16 protein-coding genes are annotated in these 19,840 nt (G+C 64.7%); all 16 read left to right on the plus strand.

Going from position 1 to position 19,840, the window contains the following annotated elements:
• Nucleotides 1-318: 318 nt before the first annotated feature.
• Nucleotides 319-2,226: an acetolactate synthase large subunit gene (locus AC5RUM_RS06740; RefSeq protein WP_494034229.1), complete on the plus strand. Its 1,908-nt coding sequence runs from the start codon at nucleotides 319-321 to the stop codon at nucleotides 2,224-2,226.
• A 2-nt stretch (nucleotides 2,227-2,228) separates the two neighbouring features.
• Nucleotides 2,229-2,741: an acetolactate synthase small subunit gene (ilvN, locus tag AC5RUM_RS06745; RefSeq protein WP_055796055.1), complete on the plus strand. Its 513-nt coding sequence runs from the start codon at nucleotides 2,229-2,231 to the stop codon at nucleotides 2,739-2,741.
• 82 nt (nucleotides 2,742-2,823) lie between these two features.
• A complete protein-coding gene (gene ilvC, locus AC5RUM_RS06750; RefSeq protein ID WP_494034230.1) occupies nucleotides 2,824-3,849 on the plus strand; it encodes a ketol-acid reductoisomerase in 1,026 nt (341 codons plus the stop codon).
• A gap of 127 nt (nucleotides 3,850-3,976) precedes the next feature.
• Nucleotides 3,977-5,566 (plus strand): phosphoglycerate dehydrogenase, encoded by a 1,590-nt coding sequence (gene serA / locus AC5RUM_RS06755; protein WP_494034231.1) that lies wholly within the window; start codon nucleotides 3,977-3,979, stop codon nucleotides 5,564-5,566.
• Nucleotides 5,567-5,766: 200 nt separating this feature from the next.
• On the plus strand, nucleotides 5,767-8,562 hold the full coding sequence (locus AC5RUM_RS06760) for an ABC transporter permease (RefSeq protein ID WP_494034232.1): 2,796 nt from the start codon (nucleotides 5,767-5,769) through the stop codon (nucleotides 8,560-8,562).
• Nucleotides 8,559-9,314: an ABC transporter ATP-binding protein gene (locus AC5RUM_RS06765; RefSeq protein ID WP_205653709.1), complete on the plus strand. Its 756-nt coding sequence runs from the start codon at nucleotides 8,559-8,561 to the stop codon at nucleotides 9,312-9,314. Before AC5RUM_RS06760 ends, AC5RUM_RS06765 begins: the two co-directional genes overlap by 4 nt.
• Nucleotides 9,315-9,349: 35 nt before the next feature.
• Nucleotides 9,350-10,909 (plus strand): methionine--tRNA ligase, encoded by a 1,560-nt coding sequence (gene metG, locus AC5RUM_RS06770; RefSeq protein WP_494034233.1) that lies wholly within the window; start codon nucleotides 9,350-9,352, stop codon nucleotides 10,907-10,909.
• 344 nt (nucleotides 10,910-11,253) lie between these two features.
• Nucleotides 11,254-12,027 (plus strand): hypothetical protein, encoded by a 774-nt coding sequence (locus tag AC5RUM_RS06775; protein ID WP_494034234.1) that lies wholly within the window; start codon nucleotides 11,254-11,256, stop codon nucleotides 12,025-12,027.
• Between the two features lie 75 nt (nucleotides 12,028-12,102).
• On the plus strand, nucleotides 12,103-12,885 hold the full coding sequence (locus AC5RUM_RS06780) for a class F sortase (RefSeq protein WP_494034235.1): 783 nt from the start codon (nucleotides 12,103-12,105) through the stop codon (nucleotides 12,883-12,885).
• 77 nt (nucleotides 12,886-12,962) lie between these two features.
• Nucleotides 12,963-14,015 (plus strand): 3-isopropylmalate dehydrogenase, encoded by a 1,053-nt coding sequence (locus tag AC5RUM_RS06785; RefSeq protein ID WP_494034236.1) that lies wholly within the window; start codon nucleotides 12,963-12,965, stop codon nucleotides 14,013-14,015.
• 101 nt (nucleotides 14,016-14,116) lie between these two features.
• Nucleotides 14,117-15,229, plus strand: coding sequence for a branched-chain amino acid aminotransferase (locus AC5RUM_RS06790; RefSeq protein ID WP_494034237.1), 1,113 nt, complete (start codon nucleotides 14,117-14,119; stop codon nucleotides 15,227-15,229).
• Nucleotides 15,230-15,394: 165 nt separating this feature from the next.
• Nucleotides 15,395-15,766, plus strand: a complete 372-nt coding sequence (locus AC5RUM_RS06795; protein WP_494034238.1) for a DUF1304 family protein — start codon at nucleotides 15,395-15,397, stop codon at nucleotides 15,764-15,766.
• A 26-nt stretch (nucleotides 15,767-15,792) separates the two neighbouring features.
• On the plus strand, nucleotides 15,793-16,590 hold the full coding sequence (locus AC5RUM_RS06800) for an MBL fold metallo-hydrolase (protein ID WP_494034239.1): 798 nt from the start codon (nucleotides 15,793-15,795) through the stop codon (nucleotides 16,588-16,590).
• A 69-nt stretch (nucleotides 16,591-16,659) separates the two neighbouring features.
• A complete protein-coding gene (locus AC5RUM_RS06805; protein ID WP_494034240.1) occupies nucleotides 16,660-17,436 on the plus strand; it encodes a fumarylacetoacetate hydrolase family protein in 777 nt (258 codons plus the stop codon).
• Nucleotides 17,437-17,566: 130 nt separating this feature from the next.
• Nucleotides 17,567-19,090: a glutamate--tRNA ligase gene (gene gltX, locus AC5RUM_RS06810; RefSeq protein WP_494034241.1), complete on the plus strand. Its 1,524-nt coding sequence runs from the start codon at nucleotides 17,567-17,569 to the stop codon at nucleotides 19,088-19,090.
• A complete protein-coding gene (locus AC5RUM_RS06815; RefSeq protein ID WP_494034242.1) occupies nucleotides 19,090-19,830 on the plus strand; it encodes an HAD family hydrolase in 741 nt (246 codons plus the stop codon). Before gltX ends, AC5RUM_RS06815 begins: the two co-directional genes overlap by 1 nt.
• Nucleotides 19,831-19,840 lie beyond the last annotated feature (10 nt).

The raw sequence follows: 19,840 nt of genomic DNA on the forward strand, positions 1-19,840 counted from the left end.
GCCGGGCGCTCGGGGTAGGAGCCTCCCGAAAAGTGGACAATGATGTCCACATGGTGAGATGCGCGTCGGCGTCGTTGACACGCATCCCACCAGAGGGAAAACTGAACGCATGATCGCACTCGTTACCGGCCGCACCGCTGCAGATGCAGTCGTCGTCCTTACCAAGCGCGTGGCTCTATAGCCCGACTGGTAACGAACTGTCACGCGCAACCCCTCGAAGAGCCGCCAGGCTGAGGGGTTTTTTTATTTCCCAGCGTGGCAGCTGTTTGAGCTTTCATTTAGCACCACCCAATCCAAGATCCACTAAGGAAGAGTCCGATGAGCAAAGGATCGCCGATCAGCCCCTCGCTGATGGCTACTAAGTCCGCTGGAGCCTCCAAGGCTCCGGAACGCGCCGACCGGACGGCTGAAACCGCCGTCGGCGCCGACACTGCTGCAACCGCCTCTCCTGTCCTTGGGCCGAACAACGTCGTACCCCCGACGGTGATGACCGGCTCAGAAGCAATTGTCCGCTCGCTCGAAGAACTCGGCGTCGACGATATATTCGGTTTGCCCGGTGGCGCGATCCTGCCCACCTATGACCCCTTGATGGCCTCCAAAATGAATCACGTTCTGGTCCGTCACGAACAGGGAGCCGGCCACGCCGCGCAAGGCTACGCCATGGTCACCGGGCGGGTGGGCGTCTGTATCGCCACCTCGGGCCCGGGCGCCACAAACCTCGTCACCGCCATCATGGATGCGCATATGGATTCGGTTCCGCTCGTGGCCATCACCGGCCAAGTCTCCAGCGGAGTTATCGGCACCGACGCCTTCCAAGAAGCCGACATTGTGGGCATCACGATGCCCATCACCAAGCACTCGTTCCTGGTCACTGACCCCAATGACATCCCGCACGTCATGGCCGAGGCATTCCACCTCGCCTCGACGGGACGTCCGGGACCGGTCCTCGTTGACGTCGCCAAGGACGCCCAGCAGGGCCAGATGACGTTCTCCTGGCCGCCGAAAATCGACCTTCCCGGCTACCGGCCGGTGGTCCGCGGACACAACAAGCAGGTCCGCGAGGCCGCGAAGCTGATCGCTGCGGCCAGCAAGCCCGTGCTGTACGTCGGCGGCGGCGTGGTCAAGGCCCATGCCTCGGCCGAGCTCCGTGAACTGGCGGAACTGACGGGGGCTCCTGTGGTCACCACGCTCATGGCACGCGGCGTTTTCCCTGATTCACATCCCCAGCACGTCGGCATGCCGGGCATGCACGGCACGGTCTCTGCCGTGACCGCCCTGCAGCAGTCCGACCTCCTGATCACTCTGGGCGCGCGCTTCGACGACCGGGTCACCGGCGTTCTGAAGACGTTTGCGCCCAACGCCAAGGTGATCCACGCGGACATCGACCCCGCCGAGATTTCCAAGAACCGCACCGCCGACGTCCCGATCGTCGGCTCGGTGAAGGAAATCATTCCGGAACTGACGGAGGCAGTCCGCACCCAGTTCGGCACCTCCGGCACCCCGGACCTGACCAGCTGGTGGTCTTTCCTGAATAACCTCAAGGACACCTACCCGCTGGGCTGGACTGAGCCCGAGGACGGCCTCACCGCGCCCCAGCGCGTCATCGAACGCATCGGTGCGCTGACGGGCCCCGAGGGCATCTACGTCGCCGGCGTTGGCCAGCACCAGATGTGGGCCGCGCAGTTCATCAAGTACGAGCGTCCGCACGCCTGGCTCAACTCCGGTGGTGCCGGCACCATGGGCTACGCGGTTCCTGCCGCCATGGGCGCCAAGGTGGGGGAGCCGGACCGCGTGGTCTGGGCCATCGATGGTGACGGCTGCTTCCAGATGACCAACCAGGAACTGGCCACGTGCGCCATCAACAAGATTCCCATCAAGGTCGCGGTCATCAACAACTCCTCGCTGGGCATGGTGCGGCAGTGGCAAACCCTGTTCTACGAGGGGCGCTACTCCAACACGGACCTCAACACGGGCCACGAAACCATCCGGATCCCGGACTTCGTCAAGCTTGGCGAGGCCTACGGCTGCGCGTCCTTCCGGTGTGACCGTGCCGAGGACATCGACGCCACCATCCAGAAGGCACTGGAAATCAACGATCGGCCCGTGGTGATCGACTTCGTGGTCAGCCCTGACTCCATGGTGTGGCCGATGGTGCCTGCCGGGGTCAGCAACGACCAGATCCAGGTAGCCCGCAACATGACCCCGGAATGGGAAGAGGAGGACTGATCATGAGCCGCCACACACTGTCCGTTCTGGTCGAAGACAAGCCCGGTGTGCTGACCCGCGTGGCCAGCCTTTTCGCCCGCCGTGCCTTCAACATCAATTCACTGGCCGTCGGCCCCACGGAAGTTCCGGGCATGTCCCGGATGACCGTTGTGGTCGATGCCGACGGTGACCTGATCGAGCAGGTCACCAAACAGTTGAACAAGCTGGTCAACGTGATCAAGATTGTTGAACTGACTTCCGAATCTTCCGTACAGCGTGACCACATCCTGGTCAAGGTACGTGCGGATGCCGCAACTCGTCTGCAGGTGACCCAGGCTGCAGACCTGTTCCGCGCTTCAGTGGTTGACGTCTCCACAGACTCCGTGGTCATTGAAGCAACCGGCCACCCCGAAAAGCTCACGGCACTGCTGTCGGTGCTGGAGCCTTTCGGTATCCGCGAGATTGTGCAGTCCGGCACCCTGGCCGTTGGACGGGGATCCCGCTCCATGAGTGACCGGGCGCTGCGCTCCGCTTAGGCAATGCCCCAGCGGCACGCTCCGCCTGTAACCGCACCACCACACCTATCTACAAAAAATCCACTCAAGAGGAGTTACGCAAGTGACTGAATTGTTCTACGACGACGACGCAGACCTGTCGATCATCCAGGGTCGCAAGGTGGCCATTGTCGGCTACGGCTCCCAGGGCCACGCCCACGCACTGAACCTGCGTGATTCCGGCGTCGAGGTTGTCATCGCCCTCAAGGAAGGCTCGCCCTCCACCGCGAAGGCACAGGATGCAGGCTTCACGGTCAAGAACGTTGCCGACGCCGCCGAATGGGCCGATGTCATCATGATCCTTGCGCCGGATCAGTACCAGCGGTCGATCTTCAACGACTCCATCAAGGACAAGCTGACCCCCGGCAAGGCCCTGGCCTTCGCCCACGGCTTCAACATCCGCTTTGGATACATCCAGGCACCGGAGGGCGTTGACGTCATCCTGGTCGCCCCGAAGGCACCCGGCCACACGGTGCGCCGCGAATTCGAAGCCGGCCGCGGCATCCCCGACATCATCGCCGTCGAGCAGGACGCTTCCGGTTCCGCCTGGGAGCTGGCCAAGTCCTACGCCAAGGCCATCGGCGGCACCCGCGCAGGTGTCATCAAGACGACCTTCACCGAAGAAACCGAAACCGACCTCTTCGGCGAGCAGGCTGTCCTGTGCGGCGGCGTGTCCCAGCTGGTCCAGTACGGCTTCGAGACCCTGACCGAGGCCGGCTACCAGCCGCAGATCGCCTACTTCGAGGTGCTTCACGAGCTCAAGCTCATTGTCGACCTGATGTGGGAAGGTGGCATTGCCAAGCAGCGCTGGAGCGTTTCCGACACCGCAGAGTACGGCGACTACGTCTCCGGCCCGCGCGTCATCACCCCCGAGGTGAAGGAAAACATGAAGGCAGTTCTCGCGGACGTCCAGTCCGGTGCCTTCGCCAAGCGCTTCATTGAAGACCAGGACAACGGCGGCATCGAGTTCAAGGAACTGCGCGCCAAGGCGGAGCAGCACCCGATCGAGAGTGTCGGCCGCGAGCTGCGCTCCCTGTTCTCCTGGCAGCAGCAGGACCAGGACTATGTTGAAGGCTCCGCAGCCCGCTAAGGCGTAACGCCTGGCGCCGTTCAGAGCGCAACAGTGAGGCCGGGTTCACACTTAACAAATGTGAGCCCGGCCTTTCCGTCAGCCTAGACTTGATTTATCCCCAGGACTGCTATGCAGAGGATCAGCCGTGTCAAAACCCGTAGTACTGCTCGCCGAAGAGCTTTCGCCCGCCACCATCGAGGCCCTTGGCCCGGACTTTGAGATCCGGCAGACCGACGGCGCCGACCGTTCCCAGTTGCTCTCTGCCATCGAGGACGTCGACGCCATCCTCGTCCGGTCCGCCACCAAGGTGGACGCAGAGGCCATAGCCGCAGCGAAGAACCTGAAGGTCATCGCCCGTGCCGGGGTCGGCCTGGACAATGTCGACATCAAGGCCGCCACGCAGGCCGGCGTGATGGTGGTGAACGCCCCGACGTCCAACATCGTCTCCGCCGCTGAGCTCACGGTGGGCCACATCCTGAGCCTGGCCCGTCACATTCCGCAGGCCAGTGCCGCCCTGAAGGACGGCGAATGGAAGCGCTCCAAGTACACCGGCATCGAACTCTTCGAAAAGAAGATCGGCATCATCGGCCTGGGCCGCATCGGCGCCCTGGTCGCGGCCCGACTCCAGGGCTTTGACACAGAAATCCTCGCTTACGATCCCTACATCACCTCTGCCCGCGCTGCCCAGCTCGGCGTGAAGCTGGTGACCCTCGACGAACTGCTGGCACAGTCGGACTTCATCACGATCCACATGCCCAAGACCCCCGAGACGGTCGGCATGCTCGGTGCGGACGCGTTCACCAAGATGAAGTCCACCGCGTACGTCATCAACGTCGCCCGCGGCGGACTCGTGGACGAGGAAGCCCTCTACACGGCACTGCAGGACGGCCAGATCGCCGGAGCGGCAGTGGACGTCTTCGTTCAGGAGCCCAGCACCGACCTGCCGTTCTTCAAGCTGGATAACGTCGTGGTGACCCCGCACCTGGGTGCCTCCACCGACGAAGCCCAGGAAAAGGCCGGTGTTTCCGTGGCGAAGTCTGTCCGGCTCGCCCTCGCCGGTGAACTCGTGCCCGACGCCGTGAACGTCGCCGGCGGGGTCATCGCCCCCGATGTCCGCCCGGGCATCCCGCTCATCGAGAAGCTGGGCCGTATCTTCACGGCGCTGACGCATGACTCGCTGACCCAGGTCGATGTCGAGGTTGCCGGTGAGATCGCCGCCCTTGACGTCAAGGTCCTGGAACTCGCCGCACTGAAGGGCATTTTCGCCGACGTTGTCACCGAGCAGGTGTCCTACGTCAACGCCCCTGTCATCGCCGAACAGCGCGGCATCAACGTCCGCCTCATCACCACCCCGGATGCCGAGGACTACCGCAACGTCCTCACCCTCCGCGGCGCCCTGAGCGACGGCAGCCAGATCTCGGTCGCCGGCACCTTGACCGGCCCCAAGCAGGTGCAGAAGCTCGTCGGCGTCAACGGCTACGACGTTGAGATCCCCATCAGCGAACACCTCGTTGTGGTTTCCTACGCCGACCGTCCCGGTGTCATCGGCACCATCGGCCACATTCTGGGCATGAACAACATCAACATCGGCGGCATGCAGGTGGCCCGGAGCGCAGAGGGCGGCCAGGTTCTGGCGCTGCTCACGATCGACAGCTCCGTCCCGCAGCAGGTCCTTGACGCCATCAAGGCCGGCATCGGTGCCGAGATGGTGCGCGAAGTGGATCTCGAAGACTAAGAAGATGAACACAGGGTGAACTCCGCGCCGCGGCGGTCACCCTGCCAAGTATGACTGGCCGGTCTGCGTACAATGGCTAGGTCCGAATTAAGGATCTTGCCGGCAGGCCGGCCAATACTTTTTGTACGCCCGCAAGGGGACAACCTTCGCCTTTAACGGTGATGAGGCGTGCGAACGCCATCCAGGTTTCAGGGAGCCCAATGAATGCCGTCCAGAGGTTCATCAGAAGCAAAGTGCTGCTGCTGACCGCTGCCATTTTGATCGCCGCCATGTGTCTGTCCGTCCTGGTCCAAACCCAGTCGCAGGCCGCGCTGAACCGGACAGTGGACGAAAACTCGCGCGGGCTATACGACATTCTGGTCCAGGCCAAGGCCGGTACCGGAGGCGCACTGATGCAGCCGGACATCGCCACCGGCCAGGGCGGCATCAGCTTCGACCAGCTGCAGGGCATCCGGGACCTTCAGGGCACCTCCGTCGCGGCGCCGATCAGCCTGGTGTCCCGCGTCACCCAGAACCTCGAGGCCCCGAGGCTTGAAGCGATGGACTACCTCGGCTTCAACTCTGGACTCGTTGGCACAGCCACGGCCGGAGACCCGAGCGCAACCGATCCCAGCAAATGGCCTGCGGCAGAGTCGGTGCTGGACGATACCCCCAAGAAGTACCGGCTGACGGCCAGTGCCACGAGTTCGGACGGCTCATCCGAACAGACACTCTTCAAGTCCACTGCCGAAGGGACCCTCGGCAAGGGCCGCCTCGTTGAAGAGGAGACCGCCGGCGGCAGGAGCATCCGGATCGCCGGACCCGAGGGGGAGACGGGCATCAAGTTCCCCGCTCCTGCCGGCGGGTCCGAGCACAGCCTTTTCAACCTCACCGTCGCGCTGCCCATGGCACCGGAGGTCACAGAGTCCGTGGTCGCCGTCGACCCCGTTGCCGAGCGCGCACTGCTCGGAACCGCTGGAGACTTCCTGGCCCCCCTGGAGAAGGCGCCGCCCGCAGACGCCCGCAACGCCGCTGCGGTGGGACAGCACTTCGAAAGCCTCTTCACCAGCGGCATCAGCATGAAGGAACTGGAAGAGGGGCCGGACTTCCTCGGCGTAAAGCTCAAGTACTGGGCCCCGCTGATGACCCAGTACCAGCAGGCAAAGCTCAGCGGTCAACTGACTGAGGATTCCCAGGCAATTCCGCTGATTGTCCGCTCGGGCACAGCTCTCGACCTGAAGTACTCGGTGAAGATCGAGGAAATCGATGACGCCGGAAATGTGGTCAAGGACGTCGGAACGGTTGACCGGTCCCTCGGCAAGGACTACCTGCCGTTCGTATCAAAGTCGCCCTTCGCCCTCTCCTGGCCGGGGTCCACGGACCACTCGAAGCTGCTGGGGAACCCGGAAAGCTTCGGACGCGGCCTCTACACTCCTGCCACGTGGAGCACGAACTTCGCCTCCGCGCCCAAGTACACCGACGGCTCCACCGCGTCCAACGGTGCAGTGGACAAGACCGCGACGCCCGGCGAGTGGGTAACCGTTAACCGCCTTCCGGAAAAGACGGCGGCAGGTGAACCCGTAGACCAGACCCAGCGCAATCCCGTTGATGAGCGCTCCTACCGGGACAACCTCGAGACGGGGGAGAAGCTCGCATCCCCGCTCGCCATGGTTTACGGGACCTTCGACCCCGCCGCCGTCCAAAAGGCGGCCGGCGATGTCAACAGGCTCCCGCTGGGAGGCTACGACCCCACGCCGCTGACCCTGACCAAGGATGCGCAGGGCAAGGACGTCCCGAACACCACGCTGAAGCCGTCCCTTAGCGCCACAGGGCTGGTCAGCCAGTCCGCGGGCGCCATCACGGACTACTACGGCCTGGCGGCCGCCCGCGGGTACGAGAAGAACGCCTCGGTCATCGACGCCGTGCGTGTGCGTGCCGCAGCGCCCGGAAGCTGGAAGCAGGTCCAGCCGGAAGTAGAGAAGCTGGCCAACGAGATCCGCGACATGGGCCTGGAAGCCACGGTTGTGGCGGGCTCCGCGCGCGAGGACGCCAACATCTTCGTCCCCGGCTACTCAAGGGACGGCGCCGGCAAGGAATCTGCACTGGGCACCGTCCAGCAGTCATGGGTCAGGCAGGACGCCGCCGACGCCGTGAGCGGCTCGCTGACCGCCACGAACATCACGCTGCTCTTCCTCACTCTGTGCGGCGCAGCGCTGCTGACAGGTGCATCAACCGTGAGCTACGTCCGCCAGCGGCGCCGCGAGGCAGGTACCCTGCGCGCCATGGGCTGGACCCAGCGGAAGATCCGCTCGTGGGTCCTGGAGGAATTCGCTGTGGGCGCCGGGCTGCTGGCAGTGGCCGGCATCATCCTGAGCCTGCTGAGCTGGAACCTTGCGACGGCGATCGTCTCGGCATCCGTGCTGGTGCTGTATGCGGCTGCGGCGTTCTTCGCCGCGCAGCAGCTGCGGCACCGCGAGGAGGTGGACCAGGAGCCGCAGCACGATGAGCGGCTCATCGCCGTTGACTCGCCCCTGACGTTCGCCAACCGGCAAGTCACCACCAACCGCTTCAATGCCATCTCGCTCGCGGTGGCAGTCGGAGTGTTCGGGGCGGCAGTGGGCGGCCTGATCGCACTGCTGATCGACATCCCGCGTGCAGCCGGCGCCAGCGCCCTGAGCGGAATGGCCGCTGCCAGCGTCGCCCTGCCGAGCATCACCTTGGGCATCGCGGGCGTTGCCGTCGGACTGCTGCTGACGCTCGTGACCGGGCGTTTCGAGCTGCAGGCCAAGCGCCAGTACCTGGGCACGCTTGAGGCGATGGGCTGGAACCCCGACATGCTTGGGCAGGTTCGGTTCTTCGAGAATGTCCTGGTGGGCGCGGTGGCGGTGCCGCTCGGCGTCCTGGGCGCCCTCGGTGTCGGGCTGCTCCTTGCTCCTTATGCCGCGCTCTGGGCCGCCGTGGCCGGGCTCGTGGCCGTACTTTGCTGGATTCCGATTGCAACGAAAGTAGTCCAATGACCAACGACCTTAACCTTCGCCGGGCGCGCGGGAACGACGACGGCGAAGGCTCGCTCCAGACGCGCGCCAACACCCTCGTCAAGGCCGCCGATCACGGTACACCGCTGGAACTGAACAACATCACCATCCGCTACGGCGGCGGCAAGGGCGGAGCCGACGCCGTCAGCGTGGTGGAAGGATTCGACCTGACGCTGCACGCCGGCGAGATGCACTGCGTCGCCGGCCGCAGCGGCTCCGGCAAGACCAGCATCCTGACGGTGGGAGCCGGTCTCACACTGCCGACGTCCGGCCGGGTGCTGTGGGAGGGCGAGTCGCTCGAAAGCATGGGCGACGACGAGATCGCCGACCGCCGCCGTGCCCTCATCGGCTACGTCGACCAGGGCGGAGCGCTGATTGACGGAATGAGCGCCCTCGAGAACGTCCTGCTGCCGGCTGTTCCCGACGGCGAAGTGGACCAGCGCCGGGACATGGCCAAGGACCTGCTGGACCTGGTGGGCCTGGGACGCAGGATGCGGCACCGCCCCGCCCAGCTGTCCGGCGGTGAGCGCCAGCGTGTCGCCATTGCCCGGGCCCTCATATTGGGAACCCGCGTGCTCGTGGTCGATGAGCCTACGGCAAGCCTGGACCGGGCGTCCGCCAACCGCATCATCAGCATCCTGAAGGACACCACGTCCGATGGCATTGCCGTGCTCGTTGCTTCACATGATCACGAACTGGTCCGGCTCAGCGATACGCTGACGGAACTGATCTAGATCCATCCCTCCGCACTAAAGGTAACTTTCCGCCCGTGACTTCCTCAGACAAGAGCCCGTTCTACATCACGACGGCCATCACGTACCCCAACGGTGTGCCGCACATCGGCCATGCGTACGAATACATTGCCACCGACGCAATGGCCCGCTTCAAGCGGCTCGACGGCTACGACGTGATGTTCCTGACCGGCACTGACGAGCACGGACTGAAGATCGCCCAGGCCGCGGAAAAGGAAGGCGTGACTCCCAAGGAGCTCGTGGACAGGAACGCGGAAATCTACAAGGCGGCCCATGCTGCCCTGGGCATCTCCTACGACCGGTTCATCCGCACCACAGACGCGGACCACTACGCCGCCTCCCAGGCCATCTGGAAGAAGATGGAAGCCAACGGGGACATCTACCTTTCCAAATACGAGGGCTGGTACTCCGTCCGCGACGAGGCCTACTACGGGGAAGACGACACCGTGGTCAAGGAGGACGGCGCGCGGTACACCAAGGAGACCGACACGCCGGTGACCTGGACCGCCGAGGAAAGCTATTTCTTCCGTCTCTCCAACTACCAGGACAAGCTGCTGGCGCTCTACGAGGCGCAGCCGGAATTCGGTGCCCCGCAATACCGCTTCAACGAAGTGATCAGCTTCGTGAAGCGTGGTTTGGAGGACCTGTCGATAAGTCGCACCACTTTCGACTGGGGTGTCCCGGTGCCGGGCAACGACAAGCACGTCATGTACGTCTGGGTCGACGCCCTGACGAACTACCTGACGGGTGCCGGCTACCCGGACACGGATTCTGAGTCCTTCAGGAAGTACTGGCCCGCGGATGTCCACATCATCGGCAAGGACATCTCGCGTTTCCATGCCATTTACTGGCCGGCCTTCCTGATGAGCGCCGGCCTGGAGTTGCCGAAGCGCATCATGATCCACGGCTTCCTCAACAACAACGGCGTCAAGATGTCCAAGTCCCTGGGTAACGTTGTGGCCCCCGAGGACTTCGTGGCGCAGTACGGCCTTGACCAGGTCCGCTTCTTCTTCCTCCGCGAGGTTCCCTTCGGCGCCGACGGCAGCTACAACCACGAGGCAATCGTGGGCAGGATGAACTCCGACCTGGCGAACAACTTCGGCAACCTCGCGCAGCGGTCTCTGTCCATGGTGGCCAAGAACTGCGAAGGGCTCGTGCCGGTACCCGGGGCCTTCACCCCTGCCGACCAGGCCATCCTTGCCCAGGCGAACGCCCTGCTCGACCAGGCCCGTGCGGCCTTCGACAAGCAGGAGTTCAGCCGCGCCCTCGAAGCGATCTGGGGCGTGCTGGGCGACACCAACGCATACTTCGCCGAACAGGCCCCGTGGGTCCTGCGGAAGACCGACGTCGAACGGATGCAGACGGTACTGTACGTGACGCTCGAAGTGCTGCGGGTCGTGGCAATCCTGGCCCAACCTGTTATGCCGGGCGCCATGGCCACGCTGCTCGGCGCACTGGGTCAGCCGGAAGGCGACGCACGGCAGTTCACTGCGATCCCCGTGCCGATCGTGCCCGGCACCAGCCTGCCCGCACCCGTTCCGGTCTTCCCGAAGTATGAGGAGCCGGCTGAAGGCTGACCCTAATTTCTCCGGCGGCGGTTGCTGCCGGCGCCCCCGCGCCCGGTTTCACCCAGGGCGCGGGGGCCTTTTTCTTTTGTACCCATACCCGCGCCGTGCGTAACCAAGTGGTGGCAGGTACAAACCGGCGCGAGGGCCGACGCCACCGAGTAGAAGGCCTCCGAATAAGGCGTAGTGACTACTCGGGACGGCCGCAGAACCGCATCCTACCCTGAGATTGCAAGCAGACTGACGACGCTTTGGGAGTATCCATTCCACCGTTTGAGCTTCAGACAGTGGCTCGTGTGAGACGGAAATGCCGCGAACGGACCGGTCAGTTTGATCACGGTATGGAGGGACATGAAATGAAACGAACTATCGCGGCAGTGGGGCTTGTCGGCCTTGGCCTCCTGGGCACCACACTCCCGGCCATCGCCACGCCGGGTAACGGGCAGCATATCTGCCATGAAACTGGCTCCGGGACCAACCCGATCGTGGAAATCGACGTCAACGAGAACGCCACCAACGGCCACGAGAACAACGGGAACGGCGGGAACGGCGGGAACGGCGGGAACGGCGGGAACGGCGGAAACGGCGGGAACGGCGGGAACGGCGGGAACAACGGGAACGGCGGGAACGGCGGGAACAACGGGAACGGCGGGAACAACGGGAACGGCGTGCACGATGACGATGCCTGCTACGTAGAGCCGGACGACAACAACGAGGAGGAGCCGCCGTACGTGCCGCCAGTGGTGGAACCACCGGCGGAGGAGGAGCAGCCTCCTGTTGTGGCACCCCCGGTTGTGGCACCCCCGGTGGTAGCGCCGCCGGCGGTTGTGGTGCCCGAGGCTCCAGTGGCCAAGCCCGTGGTCAAGCCGGTGGTCAAGCCGGTGGTCAAGCCTGCGGCAAAGCCAGTGGCGAAGCCGGCAGCGGCTGCTCCTGCGGCGGCGGCGCCGGTTGCGGCGGCGCCTGTTGCAGCTCCTGCGATCAATGCGGGCTACAACGTGCAGACGGCTGCGGGCGGGGGAACCGAGAGCGGGATTCCTGCTTGGCTGGGCGCCCTGACAGCCCTCTTTACGGGCCTGTCCGCCGTAGTCCTGGCGCGGGGCGGGGCCCGGGCCAGGAAGCTTGGCAGCTGAACGGTAGCGATTTGAGGGTGCCACGTGGCTGGGACGTGGCACCCTCCCATCCGATTCCCGCCACAAGGAGGAGCCATGGGCAGCCATCGACAGAACACGGAGGCGGAGCGTGGGGGCAGCCGAAGGCTGCTGCTCAGCTACGTGGACCTGCTTGTGTTGTCATTCTGCTGTCTGGGGATCCTGACTGCCTGGCTCATCTATAGCGTCGGCGGTAGCGACCTGTCACCCGCTGCCGCTGTGAACGCGCCGGCTGCCCGGTATTCACCTGCCGCGCCCACGACCCAATTCCCGGAGACGGCCCCTGGAGAGGTACTTGCCGCCCCCGCAACAGCTCTCGCCGCGGGCAAGGCTGCCGCTCCCGCAAAAGCTGCGGCTCCGAAGCCGTCTGCGGCCGCGAAGCCGCTTGTTATTACCGCCGCTCCTCCGCAACGCATCATCTATCCTGCTGCCGGCATGGATATAGCAGTGCACCCTCTGAAACCGGGCAGCGGCGACGTGGACAGCAGGTCCATCGTGCCGCCGGAGACCATGGACGGATACTGGCTCACACCGTTCGGCCAGCCCGGTGTCGGCTCCGTGAACACGACCTACGTCATCGGCCACAGCTGGGAAGGCCAGGACGCGCCCTTTAACCACCTCAGCTCAGCCGCAGTCCCGGGGGATATACTCACCGTCGTCACTGCCAAGGCAAAGCTCAGCTACAAGGTGGACTCAGTCACGACTTATACGAAGTCCTCCCTGAAGGACAGTCCCATCTGGTCTGTTGTTCCTAACCGCCTCGTGCTGGTCAGTTGCTTTACCCAAGACCTCTGGGGCAAGAACGTAGCCGTGGTCGCGTCACCGGTGCCGTCCAAGTAAGCCCTGCCGCAGGCTCCGCTGTCTGAATAATGAGACGGTTTGACCAGAATGTGGATCGCTTGGCTACTCTGAAAAACATGAGCGCATCAACGATCAATCTCGCTGTCATCCCCGGCGACGGCATTGGACCCGAGGTCACCGCCGAAGCCCTCAAGGTCCTCGAAAAAGTGGTCGCTGCCGAGGGTGTCACTCTCGAACAGACCCACTACAAGCTGGGCGCGCAGCACTGGCTCGAGACGGGCGAGACCCTCCCCGACGAGGTGCTGGCGGATCTGCGGACCCGCGACGCCATCCTGTTCGGCGCCGTAGGCGCAGCCCCCGGAGATACCCGGATCCCGTCCGGCATCATCGAACGCGAGATGCTGCTCAAGCTGCGCTTCAGCCTGGACCACTTCGTGAACCTGCGGCCCTCCAGGCTTTACGGCAGCGTGGGAAGCCCGTTGTCCAACCCGGGGAACATCGACTTCGTCGTTGTCCGTGAAGGTACGGAAGGCCCCTACGTGGGCAACGGCGGCACGCTGCGGGGCGGAACACGCCATGAAGTGGCCACGGAGGTTTCGCTGAACACCGCCCACGGCGTGGAACGTGTCGTACGCGACGCTTTCCGGCGTGCCAACGAACGTCCGCGCAAGAAACTGACCCTGGTACACAAGCACAACGTCCTGGTGTACGCGGGTCACCTGTGGAAGCGCACGGTCGAGGCCGTGGCCCAGGAATTCCCCGAGGTCAGCCATGACTACCTGCACATCGACGCCGCCACCATTTTCATGGTCACGGACCCCGCGCGATTCGATGTGATCGTCACCGACAACCTCTTCGGCGACATCATCACGGACCTTGCCGCGGCCATCACAGGCGGCATCGGTCTCGCCGCCTCCGGCAACATCAACATGGACCGCACGGCGCCCTCCATGTTCGAGCCCGTTCACGGTTCTGCACCGGACATCGCCGGGCAGCAGAAGGCGGACCCCACGGCGGCCATCCTGTCGGCGGCTCTCCTGCTGGAGCATCTCGGCTATTCCGCCGCGGCACAAAAGATCGAAGCCGCCGTCGTTGCCGACGTCGAAAGCCGCGACGGTGAAGTACGCAGCACCAGCGCCATCGGGGACGCCATCGCCGCTGCCGTTTAGGCCCGTCCTTCAGGCGTAAGCTTGACCTGAATCACCAAAATGCTGCCGTGGTCCGATGCTGAACCACGTTCACATGCCAGGCAGCCAACCGTGGAGGAACCATGACTCAGACTGCCCATGGCGTCGAATTCACCCAGCATCCCTCGGCAACCCCGAAGTCTGCTGAAGAGCGTGCAGCCATCCTGGCAAACCCGGGATTTGGCAACTACTTCACCGACCACACTGCGATCGTTGACTACAGGGTCGACGAACACGGCAACGGCGGCTGGCACGATGCCCGGATTGAAGCCTACGGGCCCATCATGCTGGACCCGTCGGCAGCCGTGCTGCACTACGGCCAGGAGATCTTCGAAGGGTTGAAGGCATACCGGCATGCCGACGGCACCATCTGGGCCTTCCGCCCGGAGGCTAACGCCGCGCGCCTGAACCAGTCGGCCCGCCGTCTTGCCCTGCCGGAGCTTCCCGCAGAATACTTCCTCGGTGCAGTCCGCGAACTCGTGGCAGCGGACAAGGAATGGGTCCCCTCGGGCGACGGCGAAGCCCTGTACCTCCGTCCGTTCATGATTGCCACTGAGGCGTTCCTGGGCGTTCGAGCAGCCCGGGAGGTGTCCTTCAGGGTCATCGCCTCGCCGGCCGGCAACTACTTTGGCGGCGAGCTCAAGCCCGTCTCCATCTGGATCTCGCGCCAGTACGCCCGGGCAGGCCGCGGCGGCACCGGCGCCGCAAAGTGCGGCGGAAACTACGCGGCCTCCCTGATCGCGCAGCAGGAGGCAGAGGCGAACGGCTGCAAGCAGGTGCTGTTCCTGGACCAGTTCAACGACAACGCGGTTGAGGAACTCGGTGGCATGAACGTCTTCTTCGTGATGAAGGACGGCTCGCTTGTCACCCCGGCGTTGACGGGCACCATCCTTGAAGGCGTCACGCGAATGTCCGTCATCCAGGTGGCGAAGGACATGGGCCGGGATGTGAGCGAACGCAAGATCACGCTGGATGAATGGCGCGACGGCGTGGCCTCCGGCGACATCACCGAGGTTTTCGCCTGCGGGACGGCAGCGGTCATCACGCCCATCGGCGTCCTCAAGGACGAGACTGAATTCATCGGCTCCGAGGATGCCAAAGCCGGCGAAACCACCATGGCCATTCGTGAGCACCTTCTGGGAATCCAGACGGGCACGGTTCCGGACACGCACGGCTGGCTCACCAGGCTGGCCTGAGCCGGTCCGCCCGACAAACAACGCGATCGACGGCGGTCCCCACCTTGGGTGGGGGCCGCCGTCGGGCGTTAACTTTGGCTCAGCCCCACTAGGCGGGGTACGCCAGCCCAACTGAACTGCACGGAGGTCTACCGGGTCCTGCGTTTCCGGGTGCACAATGGCGCCATGACCGGACTGATCCAGGTTTTGGGTGTCATCTTCGGTGCCATGCTGATACTCGTCGGAGTGCTGGAGTCATTCTTCATTCACAAGCCGGGCCTGCGCAGATTGTTCCTGGTGGCTCCCGAGGACGTGCAGACGGTAAGGCTGTGGACGTTCAACCTCGGGTTCTACAACATGGTGTGGGGCGTCGGAGCGATCACTGGAGCGCTGTTGCTGGGCAGCAGCGGTGATGCCGGCCGGGCGCTGCTTCTATTCACCTGCCTCGGGCATGTCTTCCTTGGCCTTCTGCTGCTGGTCACCGAACGGCGACTGTGGGCCAATGGCGTCGCCGAGGCCGCGCTGCCGCTGATCATCGTCATCCTGCTGCTTGTCTGAACGGCCGCTGGTGCAAGGATGTACTTGTGACGACTGAGCCCTCGAGCCCTGCATTGACCGCCAGCAGCCCCCTGACGCGCTTCCGCCTCGCGCCCAATCCCGGGCCGATGAGCCTGGAAGGCACCAATTCGTACGTCATAGCGGCGGCCGGCCATCCGGGTGCTGCCGTGGTGGATCCTGGCCCCCTTGACGAGGCGCACCTGCACGAGCTGGCAGCCCGCACCGTGGAGCTGATCCTCATCACGCACCGCCATCGTGACCACACCGCAGGGGCGGCACGCCTCCACGAACTGACGGGTGCCCCGGTCCGTGCCGCCGACCCGGCGCACTGCACTGCAGGGGCGCCGCTGCAGCCCGGCGAGGTCATCTCCGTGGCCGGAACCGAGGTCCGGGTCCTGGCCACTCCGGGACACACCTCCGATTCGGTCTGCTTCCACCTGCCCCTCGACGGCCCTGCCGGTTCCGTGCTCACGGGCGACACCATCCTGGGCCGCGGAACCACGGTGCTGGACCACCCGGACGGCCGCCTCGACGATTACCTGTCCTCCCTCGACCAGCTGGAACGGCTGGGGCCGGCCACGGTGCTGCCCGCCCACGGGCCTGTCCTGCCGGCGCTCGACGCCGTAGTCCGGGCCTACCGCAGCCACCGGCTGGACCGGTTGTCCCAGATCCGCGAGGCACTCGCCGGGCTCGGCGGGGAACCGGGTATCGCCGAGGTCACCGATGTCGTCTATGCCGACGTCGACCCGTCCGTGCGGCGCGCGGCCGAGAATTCCGTGGCAGCCCAACTGGAGTACCTGCGCTCCCTGCGCGAGCGGCTCTGACGCGCACCCACAGCGGGAACCCCTGGGTGCGCAGCGGGCTCACCCGGGTGAGACTGTAGGCTTGGGGCCATGCGTATTGCCCGGTTTGTAGTTGATTCTGATCCCCTCTACGGCGTCGTCGAAGGCGAGCCAGGCAGTGAGGAAGTCACTGTCATCAACGGCGACCCCTTCTTCAACGGTGTGGAACGCACCCACGTCCGCCACAAGCTGGAGGACGTCCGCCTGCTGGCACCCATCATTCCCCGCAGCAAGGTGATCGGCGTAGGACGCAACTTCGCGGAACACGCCCGCGAACTCGGCAATGAAGTGCCCCAGCACCCCCTGCTGTTCCTGAAGCCCAACACCTCTGTAGTGGGTCCGAACGATCCCGTCGTGCTTCCGGAGTTCTCCGATGAAGTCTCCTACGAGGCTGAACTCTGCGTGGTGATCGGGCGGATCTGCAAGGACGTTCCGGAGGAGCGCGCGGACGACGTTATCTTCGGATACACGTGCGGCAACGACCTCACCGCCCGGGACGTCCAGAAAACCGATCTGCAGTGGGCCCGTGCCAAAGGGTTCGATACCTCCGCGCCGCTCGGACCCTGGATCGAGACCGAGCTTGACCCCGAGGACCTGTCCATCAAGGGCCGGCTCAACGGCGAGCTCCGCCAGGACGGCAGCACCAACCAGATGATTCGCGGCGTCCGGGAACTCGTCTCCATCGTCTCGAGCGCGTTTACCCTGCTGCCCGGTGACGTCATCATGACAGGCACGCCGGCAGGCGTTGATCTCGTGCAGGCCGGGGACCGCTTCGAAGTCGAAATCGAGGGCATCGGCAGGCTTTCCAACCCCATCGTCCGCCGCTAGCCGGATTCCCCAGGCATTCCCGGCAGCCGCCACGTCCAAGCGTGGCGGCTGTTCTGCTTTCGGAGCTGCAGCCAACCGGGGAGTTGGTGACGAATTCCCCCGTGATGCAGGCGGTAAAGTTGGAGGCACTATGACTACTCCTTCTGCGTCGAACGCCGTCTCCAGCTCTGCCCTCCGTGAAGTCACCGCCGACACTCCCGTGCGTGTCCGGTTCTGCCCTTCGCCGACCGGCACCCCGCACGTCGGTCTGATCCGCACGGCCCTCTTCAACTGGGCCCACGCCCGGCACACCAAGGGCACGTTCGTGTTCCGCATTGAGGACACTGACGCCGCGCGCGACTCGGAGGAGAGCTACCAGCAGCTGCTCGAGGCGCTGAAGTGGCTCGGCATCACCTGGGAGGAAGGCGTGGAAGTCGGCGGCCCGCACGAGCCGTACCGCCAGTCACAGCGCCTGGACCTCTACAAGGACGTCGTCGCCAAACTCATCGAGGCCGGCTACGCCTACGAGTGCTACTCCTCGCCGGAGGAAGTGGAGGCACGCCACCGGGCCGCCGGTCGCGACCCCAAGCTGGGCTACGACAACTTCGACCGCGATCTTTCCGCCGAGCAGGTGGCGGCGTTCAAGGCCGAAGGCCGCGAACCCGTGCTGCGCGTTCGCATGCCCGACGAGGACGTCACCTTCACCGACCTTGTGCGTGGCGAGATCACCTTCAAGGCGGGCAGCATCCCGGACTACGTCATCGTCCGCGCTGACGGCTCCCCGCTGTACACGCTGGTCAATCCGGTTGACGATGCCCTGATGGGCATCACGCACGTCCTCCGCGGCGAGGACCTGCTCTCGTCCACGCCCCGCCAGGTGGTGCTGATCCGGGCACTCATGGATATCGGCGTGGCGAGCTACATGCCCGTCTTTGGCCACCTTCCCTATGTCATGGGCGAGGGAAACAAGAAGCTTTCCAAGCGTGATCCCCAGTCGAACCTCTTTTTGCTCCGTGACCGCGGTTTCATCCGCGAGGGTCTGCTCAACTACCTCTCGCTGCTGGGCTGGAGCCTGTCCGCCGACGAGGACATTTTCACCGTGGACCAGCTGATTGAAAACTTTGACGTCAAGGACGTCCTGGCCAACCCGGCACGCTTCGACATCAAGAAGGCCGAAGCCATCAACGGCACCCACATCCGCATGCTCGATCCGGAGGATTTCCGTGGCCGGCTGGTCCCGTACCTCCAGGCTGCAGGGTTCGTGGGGGACAGCTTGACCCCGCGCCAGGAGGACATCCTCGCCGAGGCGGCCCCCCTGATCCAGGAGCGTATCTCCCTGCTGGGTGAGGCACCGGAAATGCTCGCCTTCCTGTTCAAGAACGACGACGCCATCGACATCGCTGACGACGCACGCAAGGGGCTTCCGCAGAACCTGGACGAGGTGCTCGACGCCGCGTTGGCCGCGCTCGAGCCCATCGAGGACTGGAGCGCAGAGAACATCCAGACCGCCCTGAAGCAGGCCCTGGTGGAAGACCTTGGCATCAAGCCGCGGCTGGCGTTCGGCCCAGTCCGCACCGCCGTCTCCGGCCGCCGGATCTCGCCCCCGCTGTTCGAATCCATGGTGATCCTGGGCAAGGACTCGTCACTGGCGCGGCTGCGCGCCTTCCGCGGCTGATGCAAGGGCAGGCGGGCGTGGAAGCCGGCGTCGTCCTTGACCGCCGCTTCGGCGCGGTGGGCGGGGTCCTTTTCGACATTGACGACACGCTGGTCGACCTGGCCTTCTCGATGACCACGGCCCTGCGCGACGTCAGTGAGCATCTCCTGCCGGGCCTGGACCAAGCCGGGTGGGAGAGGTTCGGCAGGATCTTCACGCACGAAACCACGCATTACTACGACCGCTACCTGGCGGGCGAACTGACCTTCAACGAGCAGCGGCTGCTTCGGGGGCGGGCGGCACTGGGGCATTTCGGCGTCGACCTCGGCGAAGGCGAAGAAGCGCACAGCTGGCTCACTTCCTATGCCCGCCTCCAGCCGAGTTACGTCCGGGCGTTCGAGGACGTTCTGCCGCTGCTGGATGCCTTGGATGACGCCGGCATACCCTACGGCGCCGTGAGCAACAACGTGCATGACTACCAGCGTGCCAAGCTCGACAGCGCCGGGCTGGAACGGATCCGCAGGCTCGTGGGGACTGACACGGTTGGAGTGCCGAAGCCCGATCCTGCCATCTACCTGGAAGGCGTGCGCCTGCTGGGCAGTTCCCCGGACAGCACGCTCTATATCGGCGACAACCTCCTGCTCGACGCAGAAGGCTCGACGGCGGCCGGCCTGGTTGGCGTCTGGCTGAACCGGACGGGGGAATCAGCCCCGGACTACAAGGGACATGAGGTCGGGACACTGCTCGAGCTGCTTGGTTGAGACGCCATGA

Source organism: Arthrobacter sp. B2060 (assembly GCF_059090445.1).